Consider the following 6,218-nt stretch of genomic DNA (forward strand, 5'->3'; position numbering starts at 1 on the left):
TGCACGGGACCGGGCTGAGAACCAGCGGGAGATCCTGCAGGCCTCATACGCAGAGGAGAGCGAGAAGCTCTCCCCCGGCATGGGCGCTCTCGCGGACCGGGACGTGGAGGTCGACGTCCCCGGCCTCGCGTCTCCCTGAGCACCAAAGAGAACCCTGTTTATGCCCTGCGCACCAATATTTCCTGAGAACGGTTGATGAAGACAAACACCACCACACCCGGATCTGAATCACGCCTCTGGATGGCGGTACCTGCGGTCTCGTTTGGGGGGATCGGGATCGAGTTGCTGCTCTTCTCAGTCGGCTTTGAGCACGCCGTCTGGGCAGGCATCGCAGGATGCGTGGTCGCCTCGTTCATCCTCTTCTACCAGGCGTACCTCAAACCACGGAAGGATATCGTCTCGCTCTTTGTGCCGCTCTACGCAGTTCTCATCTTTATCGTGCCCAACGAGATCAGCACAGGAGCGATTGTGCAGACGTTCTACGCAGCGACGATCACCCTCCTTGCGGTCAGGGTAGAGAAATTGTTTAATGCGCCCAAACCAGAGAAGAGAACAATGAAGCAGATGTTGAATGACTACATCGGCCGGATCGAGCCGCTCCTCGCCGCGATCGATGAGGAGACCGGACATGCAGTCGCACAGTCCCTGCTGACGTATAAGTTCGGCCTCTACCGGAACGCGGCAGAGAAATGCACAGAGACGCTTGACCGGCTGAAGACGACCGCGCCGCTCCCCACAGGCGCACTGGAGGACGCACTGCTGATTCTCCGGGAGCGTGCCGGCGACCTTGCAGATTCCCGGGTGACGGCAAGCCCGGAGCATACCTTCGCCGAGGCTGACTACGAATATCTTGCCATCCATCTCAGCCCGGAGCAGAACGAGAACCCTGCGGCGCTCGACCTCGATAACGCTCTGGTCCTCCTCTACGCTGTCGGGATCGAGACCTCCCCCGACGATGAGCAGGCACTGGAAGAGCACCAGCGCTTTGTCACTCAGATCCTGGAGTCGTATAAAGACAAACTGACTGCAGCATGACCGGGCTGACCGAGGGCAACCTCTTCCGGGGTCTCATAGCGGTAGCAGCGCCGATCGTTGCCGTGAACGTGCTGCAGAGCGTCCTCGAGATGGTCGACCTCTTCTTTGTCGGCAGGTAGGGTAAGGGCCAGGGCACAGGCGGTCGTCCCATCATAACCTCCAGTGCTTTGTCACAAGGACACCGGTGCTCATGCTCCATAACAGCAGCTGCAGTGCTCATCTGGAGAGACTACTGCTCGTTGTCATCTTAAATCCGAGATCCTCGGGGGTCCCCCCTGCCCCTCTTCGCGCCCTCCCGCGTGCTTCCGCGTGAGGTCATATTGCCGTCTTTACGTGTGGTTATTGGCGTCACATCTCACGCATCAAAATCTTCGAAAATAAGGTGACACGATGCACTACCGGGCACCTCGACACCAAAAAGAATTAGAGCGAGTCGAGGCTGATCCCCGTGAACTCGTCGGCGAACGCGTTGACGTCTTTTACGCCGAACGCGGTCTGGACCGTGGCAAGTTCGAGGTCGCGCGCCACGTCGCACATATAATCGAGGATATCAACCGAGAGTTCCCGTTTCTGTTTGGATTTACGGAGTTGATCCACGAGGAAGGTCATCCTCTCAGGAGACTCCATGCGGAGCTTGGCGAGGCTCATAACACACATGTAGATCCGGGTCAGGTTCCTGTCCGTTCCGGTGATGGTATCGAAGAAATTCCGGAGGACCTGCGCCTGATAGACCTCGCCGCTCATACTGATCGGATATTCCCCGGTCGTATATAAATTCCTGCCGGTTTATCTCCTCCACGTGAGCCGCCGGTACGGGGAAGCGGGAGGGGGGCCTGGGCTCACTTCCGGACGCTGACGATCTTGATGATATCGCCGTTCTTCAATTCAAGGCTATCCTTGACCCGCATCCCGGTCTTCGCATCGACGGCATACAGGAACCCCTCACCGATATCGGTGTGGACCTGGTAGGCAAGGTCGCGGGGGGTCGACCCACGTTTCATGAGAAACGCGTCGGGAAGCACCCTGCCCTTGCTGTCGGTGAGTTTGTTCTCGTCCTCGACCGGGAAGACGACGATCATATCAAGGAGGTTGAAGACCGCGGCATCAAGCGCCTGCTGGACACCGGTCCCGTTGAACGCCTGCATGAAATCCGCAACCTTCTGGAGCCCTGCTCGTTGCGCGGCGTTGAGGTTTGCCCCGGGGTTGATCGCGAAACTCCGGTCACCGGGGAGGTAGGTGATGAACTTCCCCTCGGCGGCCATCCGGAGCGCAAGTTCCCCTGCCGCGCTCGCAAAGATGACGTCGTGCTTCTCAAGCCGGTCAAGGCACTCCTTCGACGCCTGGTCAGCCTTGTTCCCGACGATCAGCATCGGCTTGCTGCGCACCATCAGTTCCCGGCAGAACCGGATCAGGTCCTCTTCTCCGGCGGTCCGGAGGTCGACCCCGGCCGCCTCACCGGCATCACGGACATTCTCAAGCGTCACACCGAGACCGGCAAAGACATCGGCGATCGCCGCCGCAAGAGAGAAATCCCTCGCCTGGGCCTGACGCTGGAGCTTCGCCCAGTGCCGCGAGAGGATGCCGTACATCCACATCGACATCTCGTACTGGAGGAACTCGATATCCTTCACGGGGTCGCGCGAGCCGATATCGATCGGGTTCCCTTCGGCATCCGTCGCGCCGCTGGCATCGACGACCTGGAGGATCGCATCCGCCTGCCTGAGGTTATCGAGGAACTGGTTCCCAAGCCCCCTCCCCATGTGGGCCTCGGGAACGAGGCCCGCGACATCGATCAACCCGACCGGGATAAACCGAACCCCGTCCCGGCAGTTCCCGCACGGAACACCCATCTCCTGACAGGGGCAGACGGTCCTGACATACGCAACACCGTGGTTGGCATCGATGGTCGTGAACGGGTAATTGGCGATCTCTACCTGGGCCAGGGTCGCCGCCCTGAAAAACGTTGATTTCCCACAGTTAGGTTTTCCTGCAATGGCCAGTGTGATCATGAGCAACTCCTAGTATAAGCGCACCGTGCGGCTTAGGAGTAGTGTTGGGTCATACACCATTTATCACCTTCTTTCCCGGATTGTGCGGGCACGGCTGTGCTGCCGGTGTGGATCGCCGCCGGTGCGCTGCCTCACTCTCCGCCACAAGTCCGCCCCCATCGACAGGTGCTCATCCGTCGCTGCTTGCCGAAACGGGGGATTCAATTAGGAGCGAAAACAACATGATTGCATGGGCTTCGTAACCAGAAATACATATTACTTCGATGCCCCCGGCGCGGAGAACACCCCCGACGCCGCCCGGTTCGCCGTTGAGCGGGCCCGGGAACTCGGCATCAACAAGATCGTGGTCGCGAGCACCAGCGGCCGGACGGCGCTTGCCTTCCGGGACGCCATGAGGGGGACGGACCTCAAACTGGTCGTCGTCACCCACGTGGTCGGTTTCTCAAAACCGGGCGTTTGGGAGTTCGCGGAAGAGGCGGCCGCGACCCTCCAGGCGGAGGGAGCAAAGATCGTCACCGGCACGCACGCGCTCTCGGGGCTTGAGCGCGCGATCACCCGTTCGCCGAAACTCGGCGGCAGTTCCCGCACCGAAGCCATCGCTGAGGCGTTGCGGCGCGTCGTTGCGGTCGGCCTGAAGGTCGCGGTGGAGTGCGTCCTCATTGCGGCAGACCAGGGTGCGATCGGCATCGATGAAGAAGTGGTCGCGGTGGGGGGCACCGCGAGCGGTGCCGATACCGTCTGTGTCATCCGCCCGGCGCATACCGCGACGTTCTTTGACCTGCAGGTGCGCGAGATCGTCGCCATGCCGAGGGACCGGTGATCATGACGCTTGAATCACTCAAAGATGCTGTCGGGCTCCTCCGGCACCCTGTCATCTGGTCGGTCGGGCTTGTCATGGGCGGCTTTCTCTTTGCAACCGCCACCATCGCAGTCTCAGGCGGGGTTTTCTACGCAGAGCCCCTGATGCTCCTGCTCTCCCTCGTGATACCGTTCCTGGCCGGCGGGATCTACGGCACGGTCAGGGACGAGGCGTTCTCTGCAGGCGCGTTCGTGCAGTCCGGCAAGACCTACTACTTCAGGATACTCCTCCCCGGGCTTGTCATCTTCTTTGCGGCCATCCTGACGGTCTTCCTGCTCGCGATACCGCTCGCGCTCCTCGGTGCCGGTGCCGCCGCTAGTATGGCGCCGCTCCTCTTCGGGGTGCTCATATCAATCGTCTTCTTCACGTTCTTCTACGACACCGTGGCGGTGTTTGAAGAGACGAACGTCTTTGAGTCGATCCGGCGGAGCATCGAGTTTGTCATGAACAACCTCGGCCGCACCATCCTCTTCTACCTGACAAACGTCATCATCTTCATAGCGCTCTGGTTTGCCGGCTCCTTTGTCTGGACCACGCTACTCATAGACAAACTCGAACCGCTCACCAGCATGAGCCCCACCGAAATTCAGGCCATGATGCCGCAGGATATCCTCGCGCTCATCGGGACTGAAGGGATATGGATCATCTCAGGCGTCACGGCGGTGGTGATCGTGCTCTTCTCGGCGTTCCTGTACGCCTACAAGGTGAGTTTCTTCCGCAACCACGCCGAAGGCACACGCATGCAGCAGGGCGTGTACGACGAGAAAGGTCGGTGGTATAAGTACTGAGAGGTGGGGGCCCTCTCCTCCCACACTACCCCTCTTCGCGCCCTTCGCGTGAGTTTTCAGTACAGGAAGGCAACAAGAGAGTCTCACGCGCTCTCGCGCGATGCCTTGACGCCCATGTATCTCCTCCCAACCGGAACCCTTCACGCTCTCACGCGTGCTTTCGCGTGAAACGACGACCACTCCAACGCACCCTCAAGGTAAGGTGAAATGCTCCACCAGTATTTCGCCTAAAACGTCTATGAGGTCGCATCAGCCACAGGCTCAACGTATGAAAGTGCCCGAAAGACGATAACCGCGGGCATATCACGTTTTGGAGCAGAACAAAAACTTCGTCTCCGATTCTGATGGATATTCATCCGGAGTCTCACCCACACCATTGTCCCACGCAGAAGAGCGCGCTACCGCGAAAGGGGTGTGAAGCGTTCATGAGGCAGGGCGAGAGGACAGCATTCCCAGCGAACCCCCTTACCCCAGGAGATAGAGAACCATCCCTGAGACCCCGCCGACGAACGTAGCGGCCAGGTTCGTGCCTGAGTTCCCGATTCTGCCGCTGTTCTCGAGCGTTGCCCCCACGAGACTGTCGACGTTGGTGCCGATGAAACCGGCGATGACCGTGACGACGACCATCCAGGGGTCGGCGACGCCCATCAGCCAGGCGGTGACGGCGACGATTGCCGACGCGAGGAGGGCCGCCACCTCTCCGCGGAGGGTCACCCCGCCGTTCGTCCCCCGGGGCACCGGCTGAAGCGTCGTGATCAGGTAAGGCGTCTTCCCGGTGACACCGATCTCGCTTGCGGTCGTATCGGCGGCGGCAGAGGCGACGCTCCCCATGAAGAGCGCCACAAAGGCCGCATGACCCGTTACGCCGTAGAGGATGGCAGCTGCGGTCGCCACGAGGCCGTTTGCGAAGACGTTGAAGTAGCCGCGCACGCCCCCGTGCTCCTGGGCGACCCCGAGCATCTCCTTATCCCCATAGCGGTACCGGGTAGCCCCGGCGCCGATGATGAAGAAAGTGAGCATGATCAGGAACCACCGGACATCCGCAAAGACGATGAGGATGATCCCGATCATGGCCCCCGAGAAGAGACCGCTGATATCGGCCACCCGGAACCGGTAGGAGGTGTAGCCGAACCCGAACGCGATGATCGCCGCGGCGACGAGGATGGCCAGGTCGACCTCGAAGTTGATCTCCTCAAAGAGGAACATGGTCATCGCCACACCGAGCGCCTCGATCATCAGGGCGTCGTCCCGGCCACGGAGGACCGCCCGGAGCAGCACCGCAACAACCACGCCCATAACGGCGACGAGCGGCGCGCTATACCCGAGGTAGAGCATCACCGCAAACGATACACCGATAGCGGCAACCAGGTGATAGAGGTACGATGCAGGTTCTCCCCGGGCGAGGCGGAACGCCAGTTCCCCTATCACGACGATACCAAGTGTGCAGGTGAAGACGAACATCGAGAGCCAGCCAAGCCCGTAGAGCGCGGCAAGCGTGATGATCGAGAGCGATACGTACCTGGTATC

The 6,218-nt window shown here is 60.5% G+C and carries 7 protein-coding genes; 4 read left to right on the plus strand and 3 right to left on the minus strand.

Going from position 1 to position 6,218, the window contains the following annotated elements; all coding sequences use genetic code 11:
- Positions 1–195 precede the first annotated feature (195 nt).
- Positions 196–1,035 (plus strand): hypothetical protein, encoded by an 840-nt coding sequence (locus tag BP858_RS09510; protein WP_286879373.1) that lies wholly within the window; start codon positions 196–198, stop codon positions 1,033–1,035.
- Entirely contained in the window at positions 1,032–1,154 is a 123-nt protein-coding gene (locus BP858_RS09515; protein ID WP_272947026.1) for a hypothetical protein, read from the plus strand. Before BP858_RS09510 ends, BP858_RS09515 begins: the two co-directional genes overlap by 4 nt.
- A 304-nt stretch (positions 1,155–1,458) precedes the next feature.
- Here the strand turns inward: BP858_RS09515 and BP858_RS09520 are convergent, their stop codons facing one another.
- Both BP858_RS09520 and BP858_RS09525 read right to left on the minus strand, forming a co-directional pair.
- Positions 1,459–1,779: a hypothetical protein gene (locus BP858_RS09520; protein WP_062262455.1), complete on the minus strand. Its 321-nt coding sequence runs from the start codon at positions 1,777–1,779 to the stop codon at positions 1,459–1,461.
- A 95-nt stretch (positions 1,780–1,874) separates the two neighbouring features.
- Positions 1,875–3,044, minus strand: coding sequence for a redox-regulated ATPase YchF (locus BP858_RS09525; protein ID WP_062262452.1), 1,170 nt, complete (start codon positions 3,042–3,044; stop codon positions 1,875–1,877).
- Between the two features lie 229 nt (positions 3,045–3,273).
- Between BP858_RS09525 and BP858_RS09530 the strand changes: the two genes are divergently transcribed.
- Together BP858_RS09530 and BP858_RS09535 are read left to right on the plus strand one after the other, a co-directional pair.
- A complete protein-coding gene (locus tag BP858_RS09530) occupies positions 3,274–3,864 on the plus strand; it encodes a pyruvate kinase alpha/beta domain-containing protein (RefSeq protein WP_074175188.1) in 591 nt (196 codons plus the stop codon).
- Positions 3,865–3,866: 2 nt separating this feature from the next.
- A complete protein-coding gene (locus tag BP858_RS09535) occupies positions 3,867–4,691 on the plus strand; it encodes a hypothetical protein (RefSeq protein WP_286879374.1) in 825 nt (274 codons plus the stop codon).
- 465 nt (positions 4,692–5,156) lie between these two features.
- On the opposite strand, the gene BP858_RS09540 is transcribed toward BP858_RS09535, so the two are convergent.
- The coding region (locus BP858_RS09540) for a DUF92 domain-containing protein (protein WP_286879375.1) at positions 5,157–6,218 on the minus strand (1,062 nt) is incomplete at its 5' end.

Origin of the sequence: Methanoculleus sp. UBA413 (assembly GCF_002502935.1) — an archaeon.
Classification (GTDB): domain Archaea; phylum Halobacteriota; class Methanomicrobia; order Methanomicrobiales; family Methanoculleaceae; genus Methanoculleus; species Methanoculleus bourgensis.